25 protein-coding genes and 1 pseudogene are annotated in these 25,795 nt (G+C 57.4%); 15 read left to right on the forward strand and 11 right to left on the reverse strand.

Annotated elements, in window-relative coordinates:
* Positions 1-92: 92 nt before the first annotated feature.
* Entirely contained in the window at positions 93-719 is a 627-nt protein-coding gene (locus NI000_RS11660) for a DUF3298 and DUF4163 domain-containing protein (RefSeq protein ID WP_253410648.1), read from the forward strand.
* Between the two features lie 87 nt (positions 720-806).
* Entirely contained in the window at positions 807-1,475 is a 669-nt protein-coding gene (locus NI000_RS11665) for an oxidoreductase (protein ID WP_253410650.1), read from the forward strand.
* A 159-nt stretch (positions 1,476-1,634) separates the two neighbouring features.
* Here the strand turns inward: NI000_RS11665 and NI000_RS11670 are convergent, their stop codons facing one another.
* The 3 genes from NI000_RS11670 to NI000_RS11680 form a co-directional block, all read right to left on the reverse strand.
* Positions 1,635-2,405 carry a substrate-binding periplasmic protein gene (locus NI000_RS11670; RefSeq protein WP_253410653.1) on the reverse strand — a complete coding sequence of 257 codons (771 nt, stop codon included), beginning with the start codon at positions 2,403-2,405 and terminating at the stop codon, positions 1,635-1,637.
* 108 nt (positions 2,406-2,513) lie between these two features.
* Positions 2,514-2,828 (reverse strand): dehydrogenase, encoded by a 315-nt coding sequence (locus NI000_RS11675; protein ID WP_253410655.1) that lies wholly within the window; start codon positions 2,826-2,828, stop codon positions 2,514-2,516.
* A gap of 213 nt (positions 2,829-3,041) precedes the next feature.
* Positions 3,042-3,500: a cupredoxin domain-containing protein gene (locus NI000_RS11680; protein WP_253410657.1), complete on the reverse strand. Its 459-nt coding sequence runs from the start codon at positions 3,498-3,500 to the stop codon at positions 3,042-3,044.
* Between the two features lie 130 nt (positions 3,501-3,630).
* Here NI000_RS11680 and NI000_RS11685 point away from each other — a divergent pair, with 130 nt between their 5' ends.
* The gene (locus NI000_RS11685) at positions 3,631-5,220 is read left to right on the forward strand and encodes a copper amine oxidase N-terminal domain-containing protein (RefSeq protein WP_253410659.1); all 1,590 of its coding nucleotides are present in this window, start codon (positions 3,631-3,633) and stop codon (positions 5,218-5,220) included.
* A gap of 99 nt (positions 5,221-5,319) precedes the next feature.
* Here NI000_RS11685 and NI000_RS11690 read toward each other — a convergent pair whose 3' ends face one another.
* From NI000_RS11690 to NI000_RS11700, 3 genes are all read right to left on the reverse strand, one after another.
* Positions 5,320-6,528, reverse strand: a complete 1,209-nt coding sequence (locus NI000_RS11690; RefSeq protein WP_253410661.1) for an MFS transporter — start codon at positions 6,526-6,528, stop codon at positions 5,320-5,322.
* 18 nt (positions 6,529-6,546) lie between these two features.
* Positions 6,547-6,990 (reverse strand): MarR family winged helix-turn-helix transcriptional regulator, encoded by a 444-nt coding sequence (locus NI000_RS11695; RefSeq protein WP_253410663.1) that lies wholly within the window; start codon positions 6,988-6,990, stop codon positions 6,547-6,549.
* Between the two features lie 133 nt (positions 6,991-7,123).
* Positions 7,124-7,612, reverse strand: a complete 489-nt coding sequence (locus tag NI000_RS11700; RefSeq protein ID WP_253410665.1) for an HPP family protein — start codon at positions 7,610-7,612, stop codon at positions 7,124-7,126.
* 184 nt (positions 7,613-7,796) lie between these two features.
* Between NI000_RS11700 and NI000_RS11705 the strand changes: the two genes are divergently transcribed.
* The 11 genes and pseudogenes from NI000_RS11705 (at position 7,797) to NI000_RS11755 (ending at position 17,996) form a co-directional block, all read left to right on the forward strand.
* Complete coding sequence (locus NI000_RS11705; protein ID WP_253410667.1) at positions 7,797-8,702, forward strand: LysR family transcriptional regulator; 906 nt, start codon at positions 7,797-7,799, stop codon at positions 8,700-8,702.
* Between the two features lie 57 nt (positions 8,703-8,759).
* Positions 8,760-9,353 (forward strand): annotated as a pseudogene (locus NI000_RS11710) (DedA family protein); the annotation flags it as partial.
* Positions 9,354-9,398: 45 nt separating this feature from the next.
* Complete coding sequence (locus NI000_RS11715) at positions 9,399-9,899, forward strand: nuclease-related domain-containing protein (protein ID WP_253410729.1); 501 nt, start codon at positions 9,399-9,401, stop codon at positions 9,897-9,899.
* Between the two features lie 91 nt (positions 9,900-9,990).
* Positions 9,991-10,557, forward strand: a complete 567-nt coding sequence (locus NI000_RS11720) for a thioredoxin family protein (RefSeq protein ID WP_253410669.1) — start codon at positions 9,991-9,993, stop codon at positions 10,555-10,557.
* 41 nt (positions 10,558-10,598) lie between these two features.
* Positions 10,599-11,234, forward strand: coding sequence for an MBL fold metallo-hydrolase (locus NI000_RS11725; RefSeq protein ID WP_253410671.1), 636 nt, complete (start codon positions 10,599-10,601; stop codon positions 11,232-11,234).
* A gap of 272 nt (positions 11,235-11,506) precedes the next feature.
* Complete coding sequence (locus tag NI000_RS11730) at positions 11,507-11,908, forward strand: hypothetical protein (protein WP_253410673.1); 402 nt, start codon at positions 11,507-11,509, stop codon at positions 11,906-11,908.
* A 300-nt stretch (positions 11,909-12,208) separates the two neighbouring features.
* Positions 12,209-13,372, forward strand: coding sequence for a YhgE/Pip domain-containing protein (locus NI000_RS11735; protein ID WP_253410675.1), 1,164 nt, complete (start codon positions 12,209-12,211; stop codon positions 13,370-13,372).
* 126 nt (positions 13,373-13,498) lie between these two features.
* Positions 13,499-14,077 (forward strand): TetR family transcriptional regulator, encoded by a 579-nt coding sequence (locus NI000_RS11740; RefSeq protein WP_253410677.1) that lies wholly within the window; start codon positions 13,499-13,501, stop codon positions 14,075-14,077.
* A 66-nt stretch (positions 14,078-14,143) separates the two neighbouring features.
* Entirely contained in the window at positions 14,144-14,413 is a 270-nt protein-coding gene (locus NI000_RS11745; protein ID WP_253410679.1) for a hypothetical protein, read from the forward strand.
* Between the two features lie 178 nt (positions 14,414-14,591).
* On the forward strand, positions 14,592-15,383 hold the full coding sequence (locus NI000_RS11750; RefSeq protein WP_253410681.1) for an alpha/beta hydrolase: 792 nt from the start codon (positions 14,592-14,594) through the stop codon (positions 15,381-15,383).
* A 306-nt stretch (positions 15,384-15,689) separates the two neighbouring features.
* Entirely contained in the window at positions 15,690-17,996 is a 2,307-nt protein-coding gene (locus tag NI000_RS11755; protein ID WP_446030835.1) for a glycosyl hydrolase family 18 protein, read from the forward strand.
* A 64-nt stretch (positions 17,997-18,060) separates the two neighbouring features.
* Here the strand turns inward: NI000_RS11755 and NI000_RS11760 are convergent, their stop codons facing one another.
* The 5 genes from NI000_RS11760 to NI000_RS11780 form a co-directional block, all read right to left on the reverse strand.
* Positions 18,061-19,308 (reverse strand): MFS transporter, encoded by a 1,248-nt coding sequence (locus tag NI000_RS11760; protein ID WP_253410685.1) that lies wholly within the window; start codon positions 19,306-19,308, stop codon positions 18,061-18,063.
* 13 nt (positions 19,309-19,321) lie between these two features.
* Positions 19,322-20,371, reverse strand: a complete 1,050-nt coding sequence (locus tag NI000_RS11765) for an ArsR/SmtB family transcription factor (protein ID WP_253410687.1) — start codon at positions 20,369-20,371, stop codon at positions 19,322-19,324.
* A 137-nt stretch (positions 20,372-20,508) separates the two neighbouring features.
* On the reverse strand, positions 20,509-21,885 hold the full coding sequence (locus NI000_RS11770; protein ID WP_253410689.1) for an ABC transporter substrate-binding protein: 1,377 nt from the start codon (positions 21,883-21,885) through the stop codon (positions 20,509-20,511).
* 112 nt (positions 21,886-21,997) lie between these two features.
* Positions 21,998-22,819: a carbohydrate ABC transporter permease gene (locus NI000_RS11775; RefSeq protein ID WP_253410691.1), complete on the reverse strand. Its 822-nt coding sequence runs from the start codon at positions 22,817-22,819 to the stop codon at positions 21,998-22,000.
* Positions 22,816-23,784 carry a carbohydrate ABC transporter permease gene (locus NI000_RS11780; protein WP_375540962.1) on the reverse strand — a complete coding sequence of 323 codons (969 nt, stop codon included), beginning with the start codon at positions 23,782-23,784 and terminating at the stop codon, positions 22,816-22,818. The genes NI000_RS11775 and NI000_RS11780 overlap by 4 nt, the downstream gene beginning before the upstream one ends.
* A 242-nt stretch (positions 23,785-24,026) precedes the next feature.
* Between NI000_RS11780 and NI000_RS11785 the strand changes: the two genes are divergently transcribed.
* Positions 24,027-25,769, forward strand: coding sequence for a serine/threonine-protein kinase (locus tag NI000_RS11785; protein ID WP_253410693.1), 1,743 nt, complete (start codon positions 24,027-24,029; stop codon positions 25,767-25,769).
* The last annotated feature ends 26 nt before the right edge of the window (positions 25,770-25,795 follow it).

Raw genomic sequence — 25,795 nt, forward strand, 5'->3', positions numbered from 1 at the left:
TCAGGAGCGGGACCTGCCTTTTCACCTCCGGGCGAAAGCCTGCATATACTGGGGTCATCGGCCTTGGAGGCGCTTAAGGAGGCAGGGACGCAGTGGAATGGGAGGAATTTGAACGGGCAAGGCGGGAGCGCATCGTTACCCGCCGGTTGGCGAAGCCCAGACTTGACGTGAAATATCCGCAGGTGCTGGGACTACAAAACCGGCTCGTCCAGCGGATCGTCAATCATTCGATATTGGACGCCATCTACAAGCTGATCCGCAAGCAGGACTACGTGCAGGACCAGACCAGAACGGTATCGGGCAGCTATAAGGTCAAGCTGCATAAAAACGGCCTGCTCAGCTTGCTGTACGACGTTTACGGATACTCTCAGGGAGCGGCGCACGGCCTCACCTTCCAGAGCTCGCAGACGTTTAATTTGCGGGACGGTACGGAGTATCAATTAAAGAATTTGTTTAAACCGGGAAGCGATTATGTCCGCCGGCTGTCGGCGATTATCCGCCGCAGGTTCAAGGAGCAGGATATTCCGATGCTCACGGAATTTCGTTCGATCCGTCCCGATCAAGATTTTTATTTGACGGACCGCGCCATCGGCATCTATTTTCAACTATACGAATATACGCCGTATGCCTATGGTTTTCCGACGTTTGAAATCCCTTTTACGGAAGTCGCGGACATTCTCGATCCGAACGGTCCGGTCGCTTTGCTGGCCTACCGTTGAACGGTGTTCAGGCCGCCGGCGCCGCTGTCGAGGAGACGCCGGCTTTGCTGCAGCAACTTGATAACCTTAGGAAGGCGAGGCGAAACTATGGCCAAGCATGCCATCGTTGCAGGGAGCACAGGGCTTGTCGGAAGCGAGCTGGTAAGCTTGCTTCTGGAGCATTCCGCTTACGACCGGGTGGTCACGTTGGTACGGACCGACTCGGGCATCCGGCATCCGAAGCTCGAACAGCGCGTCATTTCCTTCGACCGTCTGGCTGACGAGGCGGCTGGCGGTTTCGATGGCGCCGACGTGTTCTGCGCCCTCGGGACGACGATCAAGAAAGCGAAGACGCAGGAGCAGTTCCGCAAGGTCGATTACGGCTATCCGATGGAGCTTGGCCGGCTGGCGTCCGTCTCGGGCGCCGCGCAATTGCTCATCGTCACGGCCATCGGAGCGGACAAGCAGTCGGCCTTTTTTTACAGCCGGGTCAAAGGCGAGACCGAAGAAGGGCTCAGAGCGCTCGGGCTGCCGGCGCTGCATATTTTCCGACCTTCGCTGCTGCTCGGCGAGCGGGAAGAGGTCCGCTTCGGGGAGCGCGCAGCTGCGCTTCTGTCCCGAGTCGCCGGTTTTGCCATGCGCGGGCCGCTGCGGCCGTACAAGCCGATCGCCGCGCGAACGGTCGCCAAGGGCATGCTCGAAGCGGCGCTCCGAGGCGCCCCGGGGACCCATGTGTACCCGTCGGACCGGATCGAAGCGCTGGCTTCCGAATTATGAAAAAAAGCCGCGGATCGCGGCCTGAGCTTGTCGAGAAAGTGGACTTTAACAAAAATAGAGATGCATACGGAAGTGGATACCCCACCCCCTCGTAACCTCTATTATCCCATTTGACCACTTTCTCGACATTCTGAGGCCGCTGCTCGCGGCCCGAAAAGGTTACTGACCCGGCAGCTTCTTAGGCTTGCTGCCGAACCACTTCACGTATAACGCTTCATACGTTCCGTCTTTCCCGAGAGCTTCGATTGCGCCGTTGATTCTGCCGAGATGCTTGTTTTTCTTTTTCGCAACGATGGCATAGCTTTCTTTGTTCAGAACTTCCCCGACCATCTTCACTTTGCCTTCCCCGTCGTTTTGCAGGAAATGGTGGACGTTGCGCTCGTCGAAAATGACCGCGTCCAGCTTTTTATTTTTCAAGTCGGTGTAAGCATCCGAGATATCGGGATAGCCCCGGACCTCTTGGGTGCCCTGGATTCCGCCGGCATAAATATAAGAGGTCGAGCCGCTCTTGGTTCCGATGACTTTTCCTTTCAGATCGTCCTTGCTCTTGATTTCCTTGTTGTCCGAAGCGGTAAGCAGGACCAGCCCGGTCTGAAAATACGGATCGGAAAAAGCAAAATTATCCTTGCGGGCTTTGTTGACGGTCATCCCCGCGATCGCCATGTCTACTTGGCCGGATTTCACGGCTTTGTTCAGCTCTCCTTGCGTCATCGGAACAAGCTCGTATGGCAAGTTCGCTTTTTGCGCGATCGCTCTCCACAGCTCCACTTCGAACCCTTTATTCTCTCCGTTCTCGGTATACGTGAACGGGCGGAAATTGCTTTCTATCCCGACTTTGACCGGTTTTTCCCCGCCGCATCCCGCGATCAGGAGCGTCAAGAGGATAGCCAGCAGTCCGATTCTCCGTCCGCTGCGAATTACGACATCCATTCCCTTCGTACCTCCTTTTCAGGTAAACAAAGGTATTGTTTGTCTTCCGAGGGACGGTTATGCAATCCGGCCGCCGGGCGGATAAAAAAAAGAGGGGCCCGCTTGGTGTCAGCCCCCGAACGAGTCCCGGAACGCTTTGGCCAAAGCGTCCGATTCCACTTCCCACAAAGCGGCCACTTCGCCGCAGACGTTCTCGTCGAACCAATCGGCCAGCACCTTGCGATTGTCCGCATGCTCCACAATATAAGGCAGGTTCAGCAGCACCTTTTTGTAATACAGCTTTTCCGCTTGCTCTACCGCTTGCTGAGGGACGTAGCATCCAAGTTTTTTGCGGGCGCGGTACAGCTCCCGGCTGCAAGTGCGGCGAATTTGCCGGGCGGACGGGTAAGGCCGGCTGTGCTTCATTTGGTTTGTTGGATTCATCGATAGCGGCATCTCCTTCCTGCCATTATGCTATGCGGAAGAAGGGCGGGCGGGTACTGCCGACGGCGGTTTTTGAACGTTACAGAAAGTTTAAGTTCGCTAAAGCATTAAAGCGGACTGCGACTTTCTGTACCAAGAAAAACTTCCGCTAAAAACGGTCTGGCTTCTTTGAATGGACTCCGATAAGGAGTTTTTCTTAAAAAGGGGCGGCGTCTACTCGTCGATGACCAGGTAGCCGACCATCGGTCCGTTGTGAGCCATGTCGGGATGGGTTAGGCAGATGATCCGGTAGACGCCCGGTTTGGAGGCGCGGAAGGAAACGACGGTTTCCTTTCCTTTTTTTACCTCCCCTTTGATGTTAAGGCCTTCGATGATAAAAGGATGACTGGCGCCGTTGACGCCGTAAATGCTGAGCCGGATGCGCTCGCCTTTCTTCATATAGATTGTTCCCGGGTCCCAGCGGTAAGCTTCGATCGTTTTGCCGTCCGCTGTCGTCGACTTGAACTCGCCGGTCACGAGCTGGATCGTCCGTTCGGGTCCAGCAGGGCTCATCGCGGTCCGAATCGTTTCGCGTTCCCAAAAGAGCAGCGCGGCACCGGCCAACAGTACGGCGGCGGCTCCGATTTTCAATCCCTTCAGTCCCTTTTGGCTCAGCACATATACCTTGGTCATCGGCATCCCCTTCGGTTTCGAATCGTTTGTACGAGTATATTCGGGTGCTTGTCTGAACATGCCGGATCGGTTTCAAACCGGGAAGCGCCGGGTAAAGGTTCTTAACTCGAACACCGGGGGAGGACGATCCATGATGCGCTTAAAAGGTAAACTGGCCCTGCTGGGGCTGTGCCTCGTTCTGCTCATGCCGTGCGCAGCAGGCGCACAGGCCGTATCGGCGCGGGAGGTGGCGGCAGAGCTAAGGGTCCGACTGGACGCTTTGTTTGGCGAGCATGCGCTGCTGGCGGTTTTTGCGATGCAAAAACGGTACGACGGCGCCGTCGATCGCGAACAGGCCGCTGCGCTGCTCGGGAAAAATACCGAACGATTGGCAGCCACGCTGCGGTCGGCCTACGGGGAAGAGAGCGCCAAGACCTTCGAGCCGCTGTGGTCGTCGCATATCGAGGCTTTGTTGAACTATGCGCAGGCCGCTGCGGCTGGCGACAAAACGGCACGGGCGCAGGCAGCGAACGGCTTGGAGGCTTATGCCAAGGAGCTGGCGCTGGTTTGGGCGAGGCTCCTTCCGGATTTGGGAGCAGCGGGGCTGGAAGCAGGAGCGAAGCGGCATAACGATCTGGTGCTTCAAGCGCTCGATGCTTACGCGGACAAAAATTACGCGGCAGCGTATAAATCGATGCGCGAAGCTTACGCCCACGCGGTGGCAAGCGCCGATTTGCTGGCGGTGGGCATGGCTGCGCAATCGCCGGACCGATTCGACGCGTCCGGCATGAAGACCCGCAAGGCCGATCTGCGTGTGGCGCTTGGCCGCTTGCTTGGCGAGCATGCGCTGACAGCCGCATTTGCGATGCAGAAAAGCATCGACGGCGCAAGCGACTTCGATCAGGCGGCTGCGGCGCTGAATGAGAATGCGGAGGATCTGGCGGCCGCCGTCGCTTCCGTTTACGGGGAGACGTCCGGAACGGCGTTTCGTACGGTATGGACCTCCCGTACCCGCTATATCTTGGATTACGCCAAGACGGCCGCATCCAAGGACGCGTCGGCGCGGGCAATCGCAGCGGGCAATCTGGAGAAGGCTCAGGCGGAGCTGGCACAATTTTTCGCGGATGCGAACCCGCAGCACGGGAGCAAGCCGGAGCTGCTGAACGGTCTGACTGCGCAGACCGGGCAAATGACGATGGCCGCTGACCATGATGTGCTGGGCGAGTACGCTGCCGCCTATGACAATATGGAGACGGCCTATGCCCAAATGCTCCTGATGGCCGACCTGCTAGCGCAAGGAATCTCGGACCAGTACCCGGACCGGTTCCCGGACGCTCCGGCATCCGTACGGAAAACCGTGACGATGCAAATCGGCGAAATGGAGCTGACCGTGAACGGCCAGACGATCCGGATGGACGTCTCTCCCGCACTTCAAGAGGGCGTCGTCTATATTCCGCTGCGGGTTCTCGCCGAAGCCGTCGGCGCTACGGTGTCATGGGACGCGGCGACGAATACGACGCGGTTAGCTTGGGACGGCAATCAGGCGTCATTCCCGATCGGCTCGGATCCAGCGGAAGTCAACGGCAGGGTGAAATCGGCCGGTGGGGCGCCGACCATCATGCAGGACGGGCGCGTCATGGTGCCGATTGACGTTCTCGGCGAAGCGACGGGCTGGAAAGCGGAGCTTGGAAAAGATGACGGCTCGATTCGTCTGACGACGACCATTGAGGAACGTTTCTAGCCATCTGGCAAGCATGGATAAAAGAAGGATCGCCCTCCCGGCTGTCGGCCGAATAGAAGGCGATCCTTTTGGTGCAGGCAACTCAACTGCGGCACACCGTTATTTACGCAGCGCGGCCGCTTGGGGCTTGCCTTTGACCAGCGTACCCGAGACGTAGATGGCCAGAAACAGAAGCATCGCCAGCGCCGACAGCAGATACATCGTGGAATAGCTTGTCCCCGAAGCGATGCCGCCCAGCAGCAGGGAGCCGAGCGCGATCCCGAGATCGATCGAGTTGTAGAACGTTCCGTTCGCCGTACCGCGCATTTCCGGGCTTACCTGCTTCACGGTCCAGGCCTGCAGCGAAGGCTGCAAAATGCCGTAGCCGATGCCGTAGCATAACGCCGAGGCGAGAAGTCCGGTCATGCTGGATGTATACGACAGCAGTACGAGTCCGACGGCCACCATAAGCGCGCCGGGAGGCAGGACGGCGATATGGCCTTTTTTATCGAAAATTTTTCCGGCGACCGGGCGAACAAGCAGCACCGCTCCGGCGTTGCATAGAAAGAACCAGCCGACGTTCCCGATATGAACCTCTTTGCCGAACAAGGCGAGATAGCTGATCAAGCCCCCGTACGTAATCGAGAGCAGCATGTTCAGAAAACAGGGCAGCGCCACCCGTCTGTAGGTCCCGCGCGTATCCGGGGCCGAAGCTGGCGAAGAGGCGGTCACCGGCTTCGGAGCGGACGAGGTGCCGCGGATCAGCAGTGACAGCGGGATGATCAAGATCGCGAGCAGTGTCGAGACGAGGATCAGCGTACCGAACCCGTAGCTGCCGAGCAGCCACAGCCCAATGACCGGCGCGGCCGACATCGACAGGCTCGTCGACAGGCCGAAGTACCCCATCCCTTCACCCATCCGCCGGATCGGAATGATATCGGACACCAACGTGCCGAACGCCGTGCTGGACACGCCGAATCCGATGCCGTACAAGATGCGGACGAGCAGAAATAAAGCCAGCGTACCGGCGGCATAATAGCTCGCCGTTCCCAGCATATAGACGGCAAGGCCGAGCAGCAGGATGACGGCGGTCCGCCCGCGTTTAAGCCAGTTGCCGGCGAAGAAGCGGGTGACGATGGCCGCTAAAGCGAACAGGCTGATGACCAGACTGACGGTCCATTGGCTTGCTCCGAACCGTTCGGTGACATAGGCGGGCAGCGCCGGAGTGATCATTTGCAGATTCAAGTATAAAAATAAATTGCTGACTGTAAGCAGGACGAAGTCCCGGGTCCATAATTTTGAAGCGGGTATGTCGTGTTGTTCCTTCATGAAGCGATTCTCCTAGTCTTAAGGTTTCAGTAGAGTATCCAGATGGGTGATCAGCCGCAGATGAGTTTGTCTGAAGGCTTCGAGCTCCGATTCGGACATCCAAGAGAAAATATCTTCGATCGTTTGCCGTTCGATCGGCATCAGCAATTGGAGCTTGTGCCGGCCTTGCTCCGTCAGATAGACGAGAAACGATCTCCGGTCCGTCTCGCTCGTTTGCTTGCGCACCAGTTCTTTGCGGATCAGACAGTCCAGGATGCGCGCGGTCGTAGGCTGATCTTTTACCGTACGGTCGGCGATTTCTTTCTGGCTGATGCCGTCCGATTCGTGCAGGCGGCACAGCACCGAAAACTGCTCCGGCGTCATATCGTGCTCTTTCAGCCGCGAGGTCAAGACGTTCAGCATCTTCCGGTGCGTTTGGCCGATAATGAAGCCGATCGACCATTCGTGCAAGTTAGGATTCAATCGCAGCACTTCCTTTATTCCGAATTAATTGTCACAACAATTATAAGTCTGACATGTAAAAAAGTAAACAGGTTTCGACAAGCGGACAAAGCGTCCGTGTCGAAACCTGTTTTTGTTTGTCGCTGCGCCGGGTTTACAGCCAGCGCTGCGGATACGTGCGGCGGCACGCCCGGTGGTAGCCCCAGGCGACGGCAACGATCAGCAGAGAGCCGAGCAGCACCGGGCTCCATAAGAAGCTCCAGGCGGAACCGGCCGTCATGACGAGGAGCGGATCGGCGCCGGCAGGCGGATGCAGCGTACGCGTCCACTGCATCGCCATGATGGACAGCCCCAGAGCAAGCGCGGCGGACCAGGCGTGAAAGCCAGCCGTGTGCAGCAGCACGAGCCCGATGGCGGTGCTGAGCAGATGGCCGCCGACGATGCTGCGCGGCTGGGCAAGCGGGCTGTCGGGAATCGCGAAAGCGATCACGCATGAGGCGCCGAAGGGAGCCATCAGGAGCGCGATTTCGCTCCATTGCCCGAGCAGCAGAGCGGCAAGCACGGCAAGGAACGCGCCGGTTCCCTGCAGCCCGTAGGCGATTCCTTTGTGCAGCGCCGACGGCGTTGTTGAGGATGGGTTCATGGGACATTCTCCTTTATCCAATCGTTCTAGACGAAATGATTACCGTTATGCTAGCATGAAAGTAATACATTTGTGAAACGAATGTTAGCGATACTATCGATTTTATTTATCGATATCTATATGTTGTTCCCCGCATTTTTTCGTCCGTCCATGAAACCTTGGGAAAAAGGAGTTCGTATAACGTATGATCGAGAAATTGGAAGGCCGTTTTTTAGTGACGTTCTTGGCCGTGCTGGAAGAGAAAAGCTTCAGCAAAGCCGCCGAGCGGCTCGGGTATGTGCAGTCCACGGTAACCTCGCAAATGCGTCAGCTAGAGGAAGCGGCCGGGCAGAAGCTGTTCGACCGGCTTCCCCGCGGCGTGGAGCTTACCGGAGCAGGCCGCAGGCTGGAAGTCTACGCGCGCCGGTTTATGCAGCTCGGCCGCGAGCTGGAGGAAGAAATGAACGAGGAAGGCGCTCCCCGGGGAATCGTGCGGCTGCGGGTGTTGGAATCGTTCGCCTCGGCTGCGCTGTGGGGACCGCTCCGGTCATTCATGGACGCTTATCCGGACATCGATGTGCAGGTCGAAGCCGGTTTTCAAGCGGAGACGCTGGAAGCCGTCCGGTCGCGGCAGGCCGATATGGGGCTTGTTCCCGCAGACCCCTGCGCCGCGGATCTCACGTTCGATCCGCTGCTCGAAGACGAGCTGCTGTGGATCGCCGCGCCGCGCGAGGCGGAGGCCGTCGGCCGCGAGGGCTGGAGCGCGATCCGCCGAATGCGCATCGCCGGCTTCGGCGCACGCTGCATGTACTCGCATGCCGCCGAGGCTCAGCTTGCCGCGCAGCGCACGGCTCCGGCCGGGCGGGCGGCATTCGCCTCGATGGACATGATCAAGCGCGCCGCCTGCAGCGGTTGGGCGCTTGCGCTCGTTCCGCGTTCCGCCGTCGCGGCGGAGCTGGCGGCCGGCGTGCTGGCGGAGTGCGCGCCGCTCGGCAGGCAGCCGATCTGCCACGGCTTAATCCGCCACAAGCCGCGCGAGGCAAGTCGGGCGGCGCAGCTGCTGCACCGATATTTGTTAGGATGCGGCATGAAAGAGGTTATGATAGAATAGGATTGGTTGAGAGAGAGAACGGACAAATACGTATTCGGAGAGGAAGAGGGCTGAGCAATGCTGCATGACTTGATTCAATCGGCGCTTCTGTTTATCGAAGGGCTGGGCGTATGGGGGATTCTGCTGGGCTTGATGCTCGAAGTGATTCCGAGCGAAATCGTCCTCGCTTACGGAGGGTACCTGGTTTCTCGCGGTGAAGTATCCATGATCGGCGCGATCGTGTTCGGTACGATCGGCTGCATGTTTCAACAAGTGATCTTGTATTGGATCGGGCGTTACGGCGGCAGGCCGGCCCTGAACAAATTCGGCAAATTTCTCCATCTGAAGAGCAAGCATCTCGATATTGCGGAGGGCTGGTTCAACCGGTACGGTCCCGGCATGGTGTTTCTCGCCCGGTTCGTACCCGTGCTGCGGCAGGCGATTTCCATCCCGGCGGGCATGGCGCGGATGCCCATGTGGAAGTTTTTGTTTTATACGCTTCTCGGTACGATTCCTTGGGCGATTCTGTTCGTTTACCTGGGACGGGCGCTTGGGGACAACTGGGAGCAGATTGACGAAGTGGCCGCTCCTTACACGAAGCCTGCTCTGATCGCTGTTGCCGTCATTGTGGTGCTGTATGTGCTGTGGAAAGTGCTCACCCGCAAAAAGTCCGGCGGCCAAAAAGGCCACCGTGCCGACACGAACAACGGCTACGGCGTGGAAGGCGAGAAAAGCACGGCCCATCAGCTCAAATATATCGGCGGAGAATACCGCGTCCTGCACGGACGCCGCGTACATGCAGGCGGCGGCACGCAGGAATTCGACCATATCGTGGTCGGGCCTAACGGAGTGTTTCATATCGACTCGAAGCATTGGTCGGGGGACATTCATTTTACCGGTCAAGGGGTCGAACGTGTCAAATCGCGGTCCGACCGAGGAAAGCAGGACGAGCCGCACAGCCAGGATCCGACGGCGCAGCTGTACCGGCACGAGTACGTGCTGAAGGAGCTGTTCAAGCAGCACCGGATACAGGCCGATTTGGTCGGCATCGTATGCTTCACCCACCCGAACTGCCATCTTGTCGGGACGAGCCCGGCTTTTGCGACGCTCAAGCTGGATCGCCTCGTCCATCACATTAAGACCTACAAGCCGAAGCGGACGTTAAGCGCCGCCGAGGTAGCGTCCATCGAAAAACTGATCAAAGACAACAGCAAATAGCGTGCCCGGTCCGTCTCCTTTTGATTGGAGCGGACTCTTTTTTTTGGTACAATGAACGATAGTGTGATCATTCCGAAGGAGGAGAAACGTTATGAGCAAAAACTTGAGCGCCAAGCTGCGCCAAGGCTTGTCCCCGCAGCAGTTTACGGACGGCATGACGAAAAATCAGGAGAAATTCAAAGAGTGGTACGATCTGTTCGTATGGGAAAGCGAAGAGGACAAGGAGTTTTTCGAATCGCTCAATAACCGCGACGATCTTCGCTGCCTGATCCTTGCGGCGGACTGGTGCGGCGACGTGGTGCGCAACGTTCCTGCCGTGTTCCGCGCGCTCGAAATATCCGGCATCCCGACGGAGGTGCTGATCAAGGAAGAGCATCCGGACGTGATGGCCCAGTTTTTGACCGGCGGCGGAGAAGCGATTCCGATCGTCATTTTTACCGATTTCAGCGGTTTCGTCCTCGGCCATTGGGGGCCGCGCCCGACGAACGTGCAGGCGGTCATGACGAAGTTCAAGCAGGAGAACCCGGATCGCGAAGCGCCGGATTATAACGATAAAATCCAGATCGCCCGCCAGGAAATGGTCAAGCAGTACGGCGAAGGAACCGGCTACCAGACAGTGATCGTGAAAGAACTGCGCGAGCTGCTGTCCTCATTCTAGTCCGACACTCGACGTTTTATGTAAAGGAGCTCGTCTACCGTATGGAAACGAAGCAAATCAAGATTGAAACCTTCCCGCTCGGGCCGTTGCAAACGAACGCCTATCTCGTCTCCCTGCCCGAGGAGAACCGCGGTTTCGTCATCGATCCCGGGATGGCCCCGCAGCCGCTGCTCAAGCGGATCGAAGGCATGGAGATCGAAGCGATCGTCCTGACGCACGCTCATTTCGATCATATCGGAGGCGTGGACGCCGTGCGCCGTCTGAAGGGTTGTCCTGTGTACCTGCACGACGCGGAAGCGGAATGGCTGACGAACCCGAAGCGCAACGGCTCCGTGATGTGGCCGGAGCTGGGCGGGCCGATCACGACCGACCCGGCGGAGTATGCGCTGGACGACGGGCAGGAACTTAAGCTGCTCGGCATCGTCTTCAAAGTGCTGCATACGCCGGGCCATTCCCCCGGAAGCGTCAGTTTGTTGTACGGAAACCATCTGTTCGGCGGCGACGTGCTGTTCCGGCTGTCGGTCGGACGCACCGATCTGCCCGGCGGCGATCAGCAGGATCTGTTGGACTCGATTCATGACAAGCTGTTCAAGCTGCCGGATGAGACCATCGTCTACCCTGGGCACGGAAGCCGGACGACGATCGGCTACGAGCGCGAGCACAACCCTTACGTTTAAACGATATGTAACCCAGCCATTCGGCCGCCGGTTTCCGGCGGTCATTTTTCGTTATGGAAAAACATGGGGCGATTTGCGCGAATGATAGCGGTCGGGGCAAGCGTCTAATTTTACGCGGCTAGGTGAATACCGTGTTCCCTATGGGTGCTACACCATAGACTGATGGTGTGTTCGATAGGAACACGTAACCAGTCCAAGCGACTGCAAGTTGCAGGTACGGCGCCGCTGCCGACTTTGCAATTTGGGTAAATTTCACGGAGGTGTTCATCTGTATGGAAAAGTTTCAACCGAATGCGTTCGCTAAACAGAGCATGGTGTCGCCATTATCGTCGAATTTTCCGCCTTCCCCGAGTGTATCGCCGTTTTCGGCGCCAGGGCCGAATATCGCGCCCTACGCGGCGCCGACGCCGAACATTGCCCCTTTTGCGGCGCCGATGCCGAACATTCCTCCGATGCCGACATCCATCTCGCCTGCATACGTAGCTCCTACGTCGAACTATCCAACGGCAAATGTTCACAACCTTAATGAGATCAACGTTTTTTTCCCGAAGAAGAAGAAAAAACACCACCACTTCTTTCCTTGGTACGGATGCGGGACATCGACAGGCATTATCCTCGTCTTGTTTATTTTGTTGGTCATCGTCCTGCGCAGCAGGCACCGTCACCATTGCTGACGCGTAGCGCAGGCGGTCATGCTCGGTAGTTTTCTACCGGCTCCACCGCCGCTATGCCAAGGCTCCCTGCGGTAACGCCCGGTCGTCCTCCGATCCGAGCACAGCTCGTTGATTGCCGCGCGTTACGACGGTTCGACGCAATCGGCGAAACCGTCCCATCCCGCAAAGAGTGCAGGGAGCCTTGCGAGGGTGGAAAAAGATATTGACAGGACGAAATTTAGCGTGTTATTGTATTAAACAAACGTTTAATTTAAATAAATGTTTAATTAAAAAATACATAACAAGAGGAGAGAGTACACGATGCTTCAAGCTTTACGCGCGTATTTGAAAAAGCCGCCGACGATTATCGGGATCGTTACGGCGATGATGTTCCAAATTATTTTCAGTCTCGTCTGGATGTCCGGTTATCAAGGAGTGAACGAGAACGTCAAGCAGCTCAAAATCGCCGTCGTTAACGAGGATCAAGGCGTCGGCAAGCGGGTGGAGGAGCAGCTTGTAGCGTCGCTGCCGTTCCGCATGATCAGCGAGCCGTCGCTGAGTCGGGCTCAAGAGCAGCTGAACAACCGGGAGGTGCAGATGGTGCTGCATCTTCCGGCCGATTTTTCCAAGCTGCTGCAAGCACAAGGCCAGAAGGGACGGATCGATTATTACATCAACGAATCCAATCCCGCGCTGATCAAAAGCATCATGCAGGGCGTCGCGAACGGGGTAACCGCTACGGTCGGCAAGGAAGCGGCGGCGATGGGTATGCAGGCCGTGCTGGTTCAAGCGAATATGCCTACGGCCCAGGCGCAGAGCGTGGCGCAAGGGATATCCGATAAGGTGCAGTCCAACATCGAGTCGATCAACCCGGTTCAAGGTATGCATAATCAAATGGTGCCGATGATGATGGTGCTTGCCTCCTTCGTCGGAGCGATGATCATGGGGATGAATGTGCAGCAGGCGACCGCAATGCTCGGCCCGAATTTCTCCCGATGGAGCAAGTTCGGCGCACGGGTCATCATCAACGTTGTATCCGCCGTGTTCATCGCGCTGATCGGCTCGTCATTGGTCATAGCAATGGGCGGTCAGACCGCTGCCGGCTTCGTATCGCTGTGGCTGTTCCAAGCGTTGTTCCTGATGGCGTTCATGTTCTTCTCGCAAATGTTCCTTATCGTCTTCGGAATGGCCGGCATGCTCTTCAATATTGCGATGCTGTCGATTCAGTTGGTTTCGTCGGGGGCGATGGTGCCGAGGGAACTGCTCGGGGGCTTCTATCATACGTTCAGTGAATATTTGCCTGCGACTTATGCGGTGGACGGCGGTATGAACCTGCTGTTCGGCGGTCCGTCCGTATCGGGCGATGCGGGGGCGCTCGTAGCCATCATGCTCTGCTGCCTCATTGTCGGTTTGGCCGCCACCGGACTGCGCAGAGAAGGGCGTGCCGCCGTGCAGCCAGCCGGGGTGGCTGCCGCTAACGCCTAATTCGGAACAGCCTATCTGCCGGAAGCTTGGGCGCAATCCGACCCGTCTTCCGGTTTTGTGGTACAATAATGAAACCTAGAGTCAAAACGGAAGGGGACGCATCAGTTGGCCCAGACGGAAACGGATATGAAAATGCGTATTTTATACGCCGCCAAGAAGCTGTTTTCCCGGCAAGGCTTCCAAGGGACGAGCGTCCGGCAAATCTGCGAGGAGGCGGGCGCGAACGTCGCCTTGGTCTCGTATTATTTCGGCGGCAAGGAAAAAGTGTTCCATGCCATTTTCGAGCATTTTTTTCCAGGCCGACATCTCTCCGAGCAAGAAAATTATTTCGCTCACCCGGTTCAGGGGCTTAGTCTCATTGTCCGGGAAATCATCCGCTTCAGCCTCACCGACCGGGAGCTGAGCACGATTATTCAACAAGAAATGGTTCTGAATACGCCGCGTGCCGAGGTGGTAAACTCCTTTACCTCTCCCGTCTGGAGCAAGGCCCGCATTTTGCTGGAACAAGGCCGGGAGGAAGGCTTGTTTCACTACGAATCGCTGGACCAAGCGTTATTGTTCGTCATGGGGGCGACGCTCGCTCACAAGCAAATCGGCTGCGGGCGGACGCTGCTGTCGCTGCAGGACCTGGTTGTAGACGAGACCGTGGAGCACACGCTGCATTTTATTTTAAAGGCGCTTGGCGCGCCCGGGTCACCCGCCTAAACCTTCCGGGCGCCTCTCCCATACAATAAAGCAACAGGAAGAATAAACGAGAGGGGAGAGCGCAGGGTGAGCAAGCTGCCTACGGTATTCCGCAGCGTCAACGAAAGCCTGGATGAAATTTTGACCGCTTTCGACAAAATTAATTCGATCTACCGGTCGGCGAAGCAGATGTCTCCGATACTGAAACAGGCGGCCAACCTGATTGCCGAAGCGAATGCGGCGGCGGAGCGGCAGCAAGTGAGGCTAAGCGAAGCGGCGAAGGCCGCAAGGAACAGGTCGTTTGCAGGAAAGCAAGGCAGAAAAGCATCGGTCCGCAAGCGGAGGCGGATGCTTTAGAGCGAATCGGATGCCGGGCTCGAATGAGCCGGGCTTTTTTTGCGTACAGCCGCTTATCCCGCTTCCATCGCTTCAATAGCAAGGTTTTCGTTGGCACGGTTTTGTCCGAAGCGGTATACTGGGTTTGGGAAATGACGGAATGCGATACGATCCGCTACAACGGGGAGGGTAACTTTACATGGCTTTTATCGATTGTCATTTTTTCTCCGAATCGCTCGGCCTGTCCACGTCGATGTACGTTTTATTGCTTCAGACGACGGTGGGACAGATCGGCTTGAACAACCGCAGTACGGCAGGCAAGCATCCGATGCTGTTTTTGCTGCACGGCCTCTCGGACGATCATACAATCTGGCTGCGCCGGACATCGATCGAACGCTACGCGGCCCCGCTCGGACTTGCGGTTGTCATGCCGGCCGTGCATCGCAGCTTTTACGCGGACATGGCCAGCGGTCCGAAGTACTGGACGTTCGTCAGCGAAGAGCTGCCCGCGCTGGCGAGGTCTTTCTTCCCGCTGGCAGAGGAGAGGGAACGCACCTTTGTGGCCGGCCTGTCGATGGGCGGATACGGCGCGCTGAAGCTGGCGCTCCGTCATCCCGAACGGTTCGGGGCGGCCGCCAGTTTGTCCGGCGCAACGGATATCGAAGCGATGGCGCGGGAGCGGCTGTCCCGGGAGGAAACGGCGGCGATCTTCGGGTCGGCGGACAGCCTGCGCGGCAGCGATAACGATTTGTTCGCGCTGGCGTCCGGATTGGCGCGTTCGGACGCGGAGCGGCCGAAGCTGTATCAATGCTGCGGCACGGAAGATTTCTTGTATGAGGACAACGTCCGTTTCCGCGATCATTGCCGGGAGCTCGGGGTAGAGCTTACTTACGAGGAGGAGCCCGGGGCGCATGATTGGGGCTATTGGGACCGTAAAATTCAAAGCGTGCTGAATTGGCTGCCGCTGGAAAATGATCTGGGGAACAATTAAAAAGGATCGGCTTATAGGCTTGGGTATGCTCCGTTTGGCGGGCGTATCCAAGCTTTTTTTGTTGATTGTTCTGATAAGATAAGGACAGCTCAGCCGGTTATCCGGGTATTCACAGGGATCTTGTAGAAATTTACCCCTCTTTCTGGAGGAAATTATCCGTTACAACGTGGGAGCGATCCCTGATAATGGAAGCTAGAATGATGAGAGGAGGGATACCTGCCGATAATCGATGATGATGTCAGCCCAGTTGTTAAGGACTGTATGCCGGAAAGTAAAACGTAAACAAAGGAGCTGTTGTAGTTAATGATGAAACGAAAAGCTTGGGCGCTGCTGCTGGTCGTCGTGCTGCTTGCCTCGCTGCTGCCGGCGGCCGCCTTCGCCGCCGCTGCTTGGGCGCCGAATACCTCGTACAAAATCGGCGATATTGTCACTTACGGAGGCTCGGATTATCAATGTCTTCAAGCCCACACCTCGCTCGTCGGATGGGAGCCGCCGAACGTTCCCGCTCTGTGGAAGCAGCATAGCGGCGGCGGGACGGATACGCAGCCTCCTACAGCACCGGCCAATTTGAGCGTTGCCGGCAAATCATCGACCACCGTCAGCTTATCCTGGGGTGCATCGACCGATAACGTCGGCGTAACGGGCTATGACGTGTACCAAGGCGGCACACTTATTGGAAACGCTGCCACGACTTCATATACCGTGAACGGCTTGACGCCGTCGACCTCCTACACGTTTACGGTAAAAGCGAAGGACGCTGCCGGCAACGTATCCGCCGCCAGCAATGCCGTCACCGTCACGACGGATGGAGCTCCTACCGACACGACGCCGCCTACGGCGCCAACAGGTGTTAGCGCTTCCAACGTAACGTCGACCAGCGTGACGCTAACTTGGACGGCATCGACCGATAACGTCGGCGTAACGGGATACGACGTGTACCAGGGCGGTACGCTTGTTGGAAGCGCTGCCACGACTTCGTATACCGTGAGCGGCCTGACGCCGTCGACCTCGTACGCGTTTACGGTAAAAGCGAAGGACGCTGCCGGCAACGTATCCGCTGCGAGCAATGCCGTCTCCGTTAAGACGAACGGGACGTCGAACGACACAACTCCTCCTACGGCGCCAATAGGTGTTAGCGCTTCCAACGTAACGTCGAGCAGCGTGACGTTAACTTGGACGGCATCGACCGATAACGTCGGTGTAACGGGATACGACGTGTACCAAGGCGGCACGCTTGTTGGAAGCGTTGCCACAACTTCGTATACCGTAACCGGTCTGACGGCTTCGACGTCGTATACGTTTACGGTGAAAGCCAAAGACGCTGCTGGCAACGTATCCGCTGCGAGCAATGCCGTCACGGTTACGACATCCGGCAACGGCGGCGGTGGCGGCAAGAAAATCGTCACGTATTACCCTGCTTGGGCGGTCTATGGACGCAACTTCAAAGTGCCGGAAATCGACGCTTCGAAGGTCACCCATATTAACTATGCCTTCGCGGACATTTGCTGGAACGGCAGACACGGCAATCCGGATCCGACCGGACCGAACCCGCAAACCTGGTCTTGCGCCGATGAAAACGGCAATATCAACGTACCGAACGGTTCTATCGTGCAGGGCGACACTTGGGCCGATACCGGCATGTCGTATCCGGGAGATACGTGGGATCAGCCGCTCAAGGGCAGCTTCAATCAATTGATCAAGCTGAAGAAGGCGAATCCGAACCTGAAGACGCTCATTTCCGTCGGCGGCTGGAGCTGGTCCAACCGGTTCTCGGACGTGGCGGCCGATCCGGCGACACGGTCCAATTTTGCCAAATCGGCGGTTGACTTCATCCGCAAATACCAATTTGACGGCGTCGATCTCGACTGGGAGTACCCGGTCAGCGGCGGTCTGGCGGGCAACAGCAAGCGTCCGGAGGATAAGCAAAACTTCACGCTGCTGCTGCAGGCGGTCCGGAGCGAGCTGAACACCGCCGGTGCGGCCGACGGCAAGCAGTATTTGCTTACGATTGCTTCCGGGGCAGGCCCGAATTACGTAAACAACACGGAGCTGTCCAAGATCGCGCAAACGCTCGACTGGATCAACATCATGACGTACGATTTCCACGGCGGCTGGGAATCCAAGTCCGGACACAACGCTCCGCTCTATTTCGACCCGGCGGATAACAGCGAAGATCCGGTCAACTTCAACGTCGACAAGGCGGTTGCGAACCATCTGAACGCCGGCGTGCCCGCTTCGAAGCTGGTGCTCGGTATCCCGTACTACGGCAAAGGCTGGCAGGGCTGCGCCTCGGCGAATAACGGCCAGTATCAACAATGCGCCGGCGTATCCCAGAAAGGAACGTGGGAGAACGGATCGTTCGACTTCTACGATCTGGAAGCCAACTATATCAACAAAAACGGCTATACGCGCTACTGGAACAACGTAACCAAAACACCGTTCCTGTATCAGCCGAACGGCGGCATCTTCATCTCTTACGACGACGCCGAATCGATTCAGCACAAGGTCGATTACATCAAGTCCAAAGGACTTGCCGGCGCCATGACGTGGGAAGTGACGCAGGACCGCAACAAAACGCTGCAAACGATCGTGAAAAACGGTCTGAATCCGTAAAACACCCGACAACAAGAGCACTGCATACGCTTCATACCGCACTAATAATTTTCGGCCTTCGCCCTCATCGGGCGGAGGTCTTTTGTTTATCCTTTAACGACGGGTGCAGGTACAGCAGCGAACCGGCCGTGGAAAGCAAGCCGCCCAGCAAAATGGTCCCGTGCGTCCCGAGCCGTTCGACCAGCACGCCGGCCAAAAAAGCCGCCACCGGCATCAGCGTCCACGTCATAAACCGACTCGTCGCCTGAACGCGTCCTAACAGCCGGTCGGGCGTCAACGTTTGCCGGATCGTCACGATGCACGGATTCATAGCGGAGGCGGCAATCGTCCCGGCTGCATTCGACAGCAGCAGCACAGCGTAAGTCTGCGACTGGCTGAAGATGATGACGGACAACCCGCCCAGACAGGAAGCGGCGAATAAAATGGTCCGGTAAGAAAACCGTTTGCGTAACACGGCCGTCACCAGCGCTCCCCCGACCGCCCCCAGTCCTCCCGCAGACAAGAGCCAGCCGATGCGGCCGACAGGCAGCTGAATCGTTTCTTTGAGATGAAATACCATCATCGTCAGGAACAGAGTTGTTCCGAAGACGGATACGAGCATCGCCAGGTTTGTGAATAAAATCGGTTTCGTCCGCACGACAAACTGAAAGCCTTCTTTTAAATCCGCATATATGCCATTTGCCTTCTGGGTACCCGCAGCCGTCTTCCGGATGGGGAGGCTGAGAACCGTCAGAAACGAGATGAAAAAAGTAGCGCTGTTGACGAGCACTGCATATCCGGGATTGTATAAACTGATGACCATTCCTCCCAGACCGGGCGCTGCAAGAACGGCCAAGTTCGCAAAGCCCGAATTGACCGCATTCACCGTCTGCAGATCGCTTTTTCGGACGAGATTCGGCACGGAGGCGATTTGTGCCGTCGTATAGATTTGACCGAGCACGCCGGCGGCCAAGGCGCCGATGTACACGTGCCACATTTCCAGCGAATCCATGATGAACAGAAGGCCCAGCAGACCCGTAATGACGCCTCTGCCCAGATCGCAGAGCAGCAGCAGCGTTTTGCGGTTCAACCGGTCGGACCAGATGCCGGTCAAAGGCTGCAGCAGCACCGGAAGGCGTTCCAGCGCCGTAACGATTCCCATGCTGACCGGCGAGCCTGTAATTGTCAGAACGAGGAGAGGAAGCGCGATAAGCTGAATTTGATCTCCGCAGTAGGAGATAAAGCTGCTTCCTATGAAGCGGCAGACGGGATAATTTCTTTTGAATTCCGGCAGTGAAGGCTCGTGGCTTCGTCCGGCAGCCGATACTTCCATGTTCCGTCCACCTTTATTCGTCTTGTCGTAAATAATCGGCCAGCTCTTGGGCCAGCGTATCGATGGCTTTCGTTTTGACGCGGTACTTGGCATCGCGGATGTCGACCAGCCTTGCCGCACGGAGCAGCTTCAAATGATGATGAATCGTCGATTTTCCGATATTCAGCCGATCTGTCAGATCTTGCAGGCTCCGGTCCTCTTCGGACAGCAGCTTGACGATGCGAAGCCTGATTTCGTCGCCGAGCGCCTTATGCTTAAGCACGAGCGAGGCGTCGGGCATGTATTTATCGGCAGGATGGATGCTTTCGCTGGCTACGGGATAATGAAAAACCTTCGTCCCTTCGATATCCGCTTCGATATTCCAAGGCCGATAAACGATTTGCGGGATGAGCAGCACCCGGTGAACGCTCGGCTCCGGCGAATACGCGACCCCGCCCGTGGCCCATTCGACCAGCTCCTCCGGGGCCATCCTTTGCTGCATGCTGCGCTTGGCTTCGCAGTCTCTGGTCAAGACGGCAAGGAGCTGCTCCGCTTCCGGCTCGATAACCGTCTCGTACCAGCCTGACATTACTTCCGCGAGATGACGCTTCAGCTCCGCCGGATCGATTGTGCTAATAAAATCGATATAAGCCGGGAAGAACGGGTTCCCGTTTGCGAGCTTCTGCAGCTCTTGTGCAGCCTTCCTGTCGCCGGAAGCCGCCTGCTTGTGCGAGTTCTGGTGCTCTTTTCCCAGATAGGGAAGACAGATGCTTTTCAGCTCCTCCGGGGCCAAACGCTCGATATAGGCCAGAAAATCGGGCAGGGAAGCAAAAACTTGCTGGTGGAGCAGTTGGAGCAAAGCTTTCCAAGTATTGTGCTTCTCTACAAAAGCCAAATGCCCCAGCAGCTCTTTGGATAACGAGGCTTTGAGTTGCTTCCAATGTTCCGTCGGCTTCTCCAGCGTATGGAGCAGCGGCGTGTTCGTCACAGCCGCAATCCCCATCGCGCATTCCCACAGCAGCGAGTATTCGAATTGCACTTGATACGTCTCCCGCTTCCGTCCCGTAGCTTGAATGATATCCAACCCAATCACCTCTTCGTATTAAATGATTCTCACATATTCTATATTATTAGAATTTGAAATTCAATACTTTTAGAATTTTAATTCAAAAAAGACCGACGGTCTTCCTTTTAGAGGGAGACCGTCGGCCGGGTAAAATGTTATTTCGCTACCGTCTTATTGTACTGTGCAAGCTTCGACGATATTTCTTTTGCCGCGCCGTCCAGCGCTTCTTTCGGAGACTTCTTGCCGTTCAGCACTTCTTCGATTGCGCCTTCGGTCAGCTGGCGGGCTTCCGGGAACACGCCCATAACCGCGCCCTGCGTCGCTTTGTTCGCTTTCGTTTGGTGCAGTTGGTCGACAGCTGTTTTAAACTGCGGATACTTGTTTAGATTTTCCTTCACGAGCTGCTCGTCATACGCTTTTTTCGTGATCGGGAAGTATCCCGTATTGACGTGCCAGTAAGCTTGCTGCTTCGAATCGGCGAGGAATTTGATGAACTCCCATGCGCCCTTTTGCTCCGCTTCGGAACGGTTGTTCAAGATGTACAAGCTCGCGCCGCCGACGATGACGCCGCCATCCTTCGCGTCCTTCGGCTTTGGCAGGAAGGCCGTGCCGACCTGGAACTTGCCTTCCGCTGCGCTTACGATCCCGCGCAGGGAAGCGGTCGAATCGAGCGTCATCGCGATTTGGCCGGCGGCGAACGCTTTTTTCGTATCGTCGGTTTTGCGGCCGAGGTTCAGCATCGTTTTGTCGTCGATCATTTGCTTCCACCAAGTCATCGTGTTGACGCCGGCATCGCTGCCAAGCGAAGATTCCGTTGCCGGGCTGGTGCGGCCGTTGCCGTTGTTCAGCAGCTCGGCGCCTTGGTTCGCGAAGAACTGCTCCATGAACCAGCCGTAGATGGCGAAGGAAGCGCCGGCTTTGCCGTCTTTGGTCAGCTTTTTGGCTGCTTCGGCGATTTCTTCGTAGGTGACGGGTGGCTTTTCCGGATCGAGTCCGGCGGCTTTGAACATGTCTTTGTTGTAATACAGAATCGGGTTGGACGTGTTGAACGGCATCGAATTCAATTTGCCGTCCACGGTATAATAGTTCAAAATGTTTTCTTCAAGCTGGGAGACATCGTATTTGTCAGCGTCGATAAATTTTTGCATCGGCGTAATCGCTTTGGAGTCAATCATGAAGCGGCTGCCGATTTCGTACACCTGAATGAGCGCCGGACCGCTTTTGGAATCCATGGACGCTTTCATTTTGTTCAAGCTTTCGTCGTAGGTGCCTTGGAATACGGCTTCGACGACGACGTTTTTCTGGGAGGCGTTGAAATCGGCAACCAGCTTGTCCACCGCTTTGCCCAACTCGCCGCTCATCGAGTGCCACCAGACGACCTTGACCGGCTCCCCGGCTTTCGGCGCTTCCTTGTTCTCGGCCCCCCCGGTTGCAGGCTTGTCGCCGGCGTTGCCGTTTCCGCATGCCGCCATAAACATCATGACGAAAGCAAGCAGCAGAAGCAGCATGCTTTTTTTGTTCAGGTGCTTCATTTCGGTTGATCTCTCCCTTTAATTGGTTATTTATATATAGAGCGAGAAGACGTTGTTAACCCGTTGGCTCAATCAAGAGAAGCAAGCCAAGGACCGGCCCTCGCGCTATGTCTTACCCTTTGATCGCCCCGGCCGTCATGCCGCGGACGAGCTGCTTCAGACCGAGCAGCAGCAAAACAAGCGACGGCAGCAGTACTGTCACGACGCCCGCCAGCACGACGTTCCAATAGGTCAGCTCTTCGAATTGCAGCATGCTGATGCCGATCTGGACCGTGCGCATCGATTGCCCGTTCGTGACGAGCAGCGGCCACAAGTACATGTTCCAGTTGCTCAGGAACGAATATACGCCGAGCGTGGCGAGCGCGGGCTTGGCCAGCGGCAGCACGAGCCGGACAAAGCTGCGCAGATGTCCGCAGCCGTCGATTTTGGCGGCCTCGAACAATTCGCGCGGGAGCTGCAGGAAAAATTGGCGCAGCAGAAACGTGCCGAAGGCGGTTGCCAGAAAAGGCACGATCAGTCCCTGGTAGCTGTCGAGCCAGCCCCAGCTTTTGACGGTCAAATAATTGGGAATGATCGTCACTTCCCACGGAATCATCATGGTGGACAGAAACAGCGCAAACAGGAAGCTTTTGCCCGGAAATCTCATATATGCGAACGCATAGGCGGCTAGACTTGCCGTCACGAGCTGCCCCAGCATGATCGTGCCCGAGACAAGGAAGCTGTTGGCGATAAATTGGCCGACCGGAATTTGCTTGAGCACTTGAATATAGTTCTCCCAGTGCAGGCTGCCCGGCAGCAGCTTAGGCGGATACGAAGCCGATTCCGCGTTCGTCATGAACGAGGCTGCGACGGTATATAGGATCGGATACAATGTCAGCACCGCAGCGACGATGAGCACGGTGTACACGAACGTATTTTGCAAGCGCGAACTCATTGGTAATGCACCTTCCTTTCCAGAAAACGGTACTGGAGGAGGGTCAGAATCAGTACGATTGCGAACAGGATCAGCGCCTGCGCGCTGCCGATGCCGAACCGGAAGTTCACGAACGCATCTTGATAAATATTAAAGACGATGACGTCGGTGCTGTTCATTGGGCCGCCCTTGGTGAGAATGTGAATTTGTCCGAACGATTGGAACGCATGAATGACCGAGACGATCCCGACGAAAAAGAGCGTGGGCGATACGAGCGGCACCGTCAGCTGGAAAAAGGTGCGAAGCGGTCCGGAGCCGTCGATTTTGGCGCTGTCGTAAATTTCCTCGGGTACGCTCTGCAAGCCGCTAAGCAGGACGATATAGTTGAAGCCGAGATTCATCCAAATCGTCATGATGGAGACGGAGACGAGCGCCCAAGCCGGATCGGTCAGCCATCGGACCGGTTCCACGCCGAGCAGCGTCAAGAAATAATTGAGCGTGCCCAGCGTCGGGTGATACAGCATCATCCAGATGACCGAACCGGTCCCGACGGAAATGGCTACGGGCAGTGAGAACACGAACTGGAAGGCTTTCATCCCCCGCAGCTTGCCTTGCGACAGCGCAGCGAGCAGCAGCGCAAGGGCGATGCCGACAGGGACGGTAAGAACCGTGAAGGACAAGGTGACCTTCAAGCTTTCATAAAATTTATCGGAGGCCAGCAGCTCGGTGAAGTTGTCGAGGCCGGCAAAAGCGGCGATGCGCCCCCGGGGGTCGGTCAAATGCAGGCTGAGGTAAATCGACTTCACAAGAGGATAGAACAGAAAAATACCGAACAGCAAAAGGGAAGGCAGCAGAAAAGCATAAGCCAGCGAAGCTTCCTTCCACCGGATCATGCGCAGGCTTCGCCGGCCGGCGGCTGCGGCAGATTGCCTCTTGGCTGAGCCGGGAGCCGGACGAACCGCTGCGTTACGGTCGAGCAAGGTCATGCGGACGCTCCTTTCAGGGACTGGTCTGAACGAGCTAATTATAAAGCGGGGTTGTTATCCAAAGGTTAATTGTACGTTAAGATATTGTGGAGGAACGTTTTAAATTTACAAATTCTAAATAAACGGCGACAAATCGGTTGTTGAAATTTTGGCAAAACTATGATAATTTATAAGCAATCTCATTACATTGTGCGGAAGAACCGCCTTATGTCATGCATTGTTTGCATGCGTAAGGCGGTTTTTTGTCGTGGTCTGCGAACGAAAGGCGGGGGAACGAAGTCATGCTGCATTACGGCTTACAACCGGGTCAGACGCTGACGGGGCGCTACCGGATCATGGCTCCTCTGGGGAGCGGCGGGATGAGCCGGGTGTTTCTGGCGGAAGACTTGAAGCTGAAGGGGAAGCGGTGGGCCGTTAAGGAGACGTATGTCGGGGACGACCCGTCCGCGGGGGAAAGTGGCCAGGAGGCGGCGCTGCGGCGGCACGTGCTGCTCAAGGAAGCGGAAACGATGAGCCGTTTGAGTCATCCGAATCTGCCGGATATCGTCGATTACGTTCCCGCTAACGCTCACGGATTTCTGTATCTGGTTATGGATTATATCGAAGGGGAAACGCTGCTGCAGCGTTTCGAGCGGTTGGGCCGACGCATGACCGAGGGACAAGCGGCAGAAATTGCGCTGCAGCTCTGCGGGCTGCTCGATTATTTGCATTCGCTCCGTCCGGAGCCGATCATTCACCGCGATTTGAAGCCGTCCAACCTGATGCTGGATGCGGATGGACGGGTGCGCCTGATCGACTTCGGGACCGCCCGCAGCTTCAAAGCGGAGCAAGCCGCCGACACGGTGCTGCTCGGCACGGTCGGCTTTGCCGCGCCGGAGCAGTTCGACGGGCGGCAGAGCGATCCGCACACCGATCTGTACGGCCTCGGCGCGTTGCTTTATTTTTTGCTGAGCGGCGGCGCGTATTACAATCCGCAAAGCCCTTATCGCGAAGCGGAAGCGGCAATCCCGCCCGGGCTCGCGCCGATCGTGCTGCGGCTGCTGCGCGCAAGCCCCGACGGCCGCTTCGCGGACGCGCGTGAAGCCGGCGCCGCGCTGGCGGGCTGGCTGGCTGCGCAGCAGCCGCAGCGGCCGGCGGCGCAGGCCAGCGCGCCGCCACAGCCTGGAGCGGCGTGGACGCCGCCGCTCGTGGTGGCGGTCGGCGCCCTGTACCCGGGCGCCGGGGCCACCTTCGCCGCGCTCGCGCTCGCGCGGCAGCTTCACGATCTCGGCGTCCCGCACGCCGTGATCGAGCCGCCTGCTCCGCAGGCGGAGCTGTCCGCGCTGCTGTTCGCGGACAAGAACGCGCCGCCGGCGTATCGCTGCTACAACGCGGCGGGGCAAGGCGGCCGCCCGGACGAGCGGCCCTGGGCGGACGGCCACACGCTGTGGCTGCCCGCCGAAGAGCCCGCCCCTGGCGCGGGAGAACCGCAGCTTGACGCCGGCGGCTGGCTGAAGCTGTTTCACGCGGTCCGACGCCCGGTGTGCATCGTCGACGTCGGCGCGCAGTGGGAGCATCCCGCGGTGCGGGAGCTGCTCGAAACCGCGACGGACGTCATCTACGCCGTCGACCCATTCGCGCATAAGCTGGAGCTTCCCGCGACGCGCCGCCGCCTGCGGCAGCTTGAAGCTTGGCTGGCGCCGGGACGGCGGCTGCACTGCTTCGCGGTGAAGGCGCTGAAGACGCCGCAAACGGAAGCATGGCTGCGCTTGCTCCCGCAGCGCCCCGCCTGCCTGCTGCCCGCGGTGGAGCTGGCGGCGCTGGCCGAGGCCGGGTGGCAAGGAAGGCTGCCGCACGACACGCCGCCGGTCCGGGACGCGCTTCGCGAGGCGATGCTGCCGTGGCTCCGGCGGTGGCTGCCGGACGAAGTGATCCCCGCGCAGCGGGAGCGGAATCGTCTCGGTCCCGCGACCAAGCTGCTGCGGTTGTTCCAATCCAATAAATAACCCGTTTATCCAGAGAACAGGAGGAG

It is taken from the genome of Paenibacillus tyrphae (assembly GCF_024158745.1).
Taxonomy (GTDB): Bacteria; Bacillota; Bacilli; order Paenibacillales; family NBRC-103111; genus Paenibacillus_G; species Paenibacillus_G tyrfis_A.